At 52.7% G+C, this 1,514-nt stretch carries 1 protein-coding gene; it reads right to left on the bottom strand.

The genetic code is table 11. From position 1 onward, the window contains the following. Positions 1-80: 80 nt before the first annotated feature. A complete protein-coding gene (locus tag DSOL_RS26065) occupies positions 81-1,274 on the bottom strand; it encodes an integrase core domain-containing protein (protein ID WP_075367595.1) in 1,194 nt (397 codons plus the stop codon). Positions 1,275-1,514 lie beyond the last annotated feature (240 nt).

Genomic DNA, 1,514 nt, shown 5'->3' with positions numbered 1-1,514 from the left:
GCCTCCGGCGGCCGGGGGGATCATCCCCTGTACAACCGGGAACATCGGTAACAGCCTGACCGGGTACATGGGTAACAGGTTTATCGGGTCAAATTGTCCATGAGCGTATTGAGTCTTTTTCCTCTGGAAATTAGACCTGATACGCTCTTTCCATCTAATACCCCTAAGGGCAATTCTCCAAGATAAACGTCGATATTGCCCAGGGCATTTTCGATTAATCCGACCGTGGAGTTGGCGAACGCTTCACCAATAAAACGTTGCCTCCCTTTCCAAAAAATCGTCCCATCTGTTCGAACACGCCGCGGTTCGTACCACTGAGGGTACTCAAATTCCTTGAAGCTCCCAGCATATTTCTTGGTTGATGGCTTGTACAAAGACGCAGGGACTTGTTGTCCAATGGCTTCATGAGGTCTTTCTTCGTTGTACACTTGCCGCCATTGCTCAAGTCGAATTGCCTGCTTATGTAAAGTTGCTTCTGGTGGACGCGTTGTTTCCGATTTCATGGTCCGGTGCATACGTTCATGGCTGCCATTCTCTTCTGGATGGCCAGGTCGAATGAATTCCACGCGGACACCAAGCTTCAGCCAACCAACACTCAAACGACTTAATCCCCAGGGTCCTGTCGAGCCAAAGGGTGATCCATTGTCGACTCTAATTATCTCAGGAAGATCAAATTCTTCAAATATCTTCCCAAACTCTTGCTCAGTAGGTTCGCCGCGTTGGCTGTGGAGAGGCGTACAACTCAATAAATAGCGACTATGGAGATCACTTACAGTCAGCGGATGGCATGGCATTCCATCTCTTGTGCGAAACCAGCCCTTGAAATCAACCGACCAAACATGATTCGCCCGCTCGGGTTTAGTCACACCACTTCGCCAACTTCGAATGCCCACTCGACGACTGGTCCTTCTTGGTTCTACGAGGCCAGCTCGCGAAAGAATATCACCAATTGTACTGGGAGCAGGTGGAGCCATCCCTTGTTGCAGTAGTTTGGCTGCTATCTTTCGTGGCCCCCAGGTTGGTCTTTGCCGGCGCAATACGATGACTGCATCTATGAGCCATGCCTCAGTCCTATGAGGACAGTCATGTGGGGCACGACTTTTTTCGTTAAGCGCCTCAAGACCTCCGAGCTCAAATCGGTGAAGCCATTTATATCCTGTTTTCCGGCTAATGCCGAACTGGCGACAGACAGCAGACAAGGAGCATTTGCTCTCTTGGAATTCCGAAATAAATCGGAGTCGTTCCTCCATGGGGTCCACCTTTTTCCACGGCATGGATCACCTCCGCCGTGGATCGTAAAGTGTTACCCATGTACCCAGTCAACTTGTTACCTATGTACCCGGTTTGTACCCCCCCGGCCGCCGGAGGCATCTCTGAGAAACAGAACCGGCGGCGGGTTTACGGCGCAGGCGCAGGTGCAGGCGCAGGCGCAGGCGCAGGCGTCGTCGGCGCGGCCGGGGCTGTTGCGACGGCGTCCGGCCGGCACCAGGCGTTGGTCTTGTCGTCAAAGAGCC

It is taken from the genome of Desulfosporosinus metallidurans (genome assembly GCF_001936615.1).
Lineage (GTDB): Bacteria > Bacillota > Desulfitobacteriia > Desulfitobacteriales > Desulfitobacteriaceae > Desulfosporosinus > Desulfosporosinus metallidurans.
This window is presented reverse-complemented; position numbering and strand designations above follow the sequence as displayed.

Bases quoted from the DNA above. Each gene is read 5' to 3' on its own strand.
- DSOL_RS26065 (WP_075367595.1), bottom strand. From the start codon at position 1,274: ATGCCGTGGAAAAAGGTGGACCCCATGGAGGAACGACTCCGATTTATT.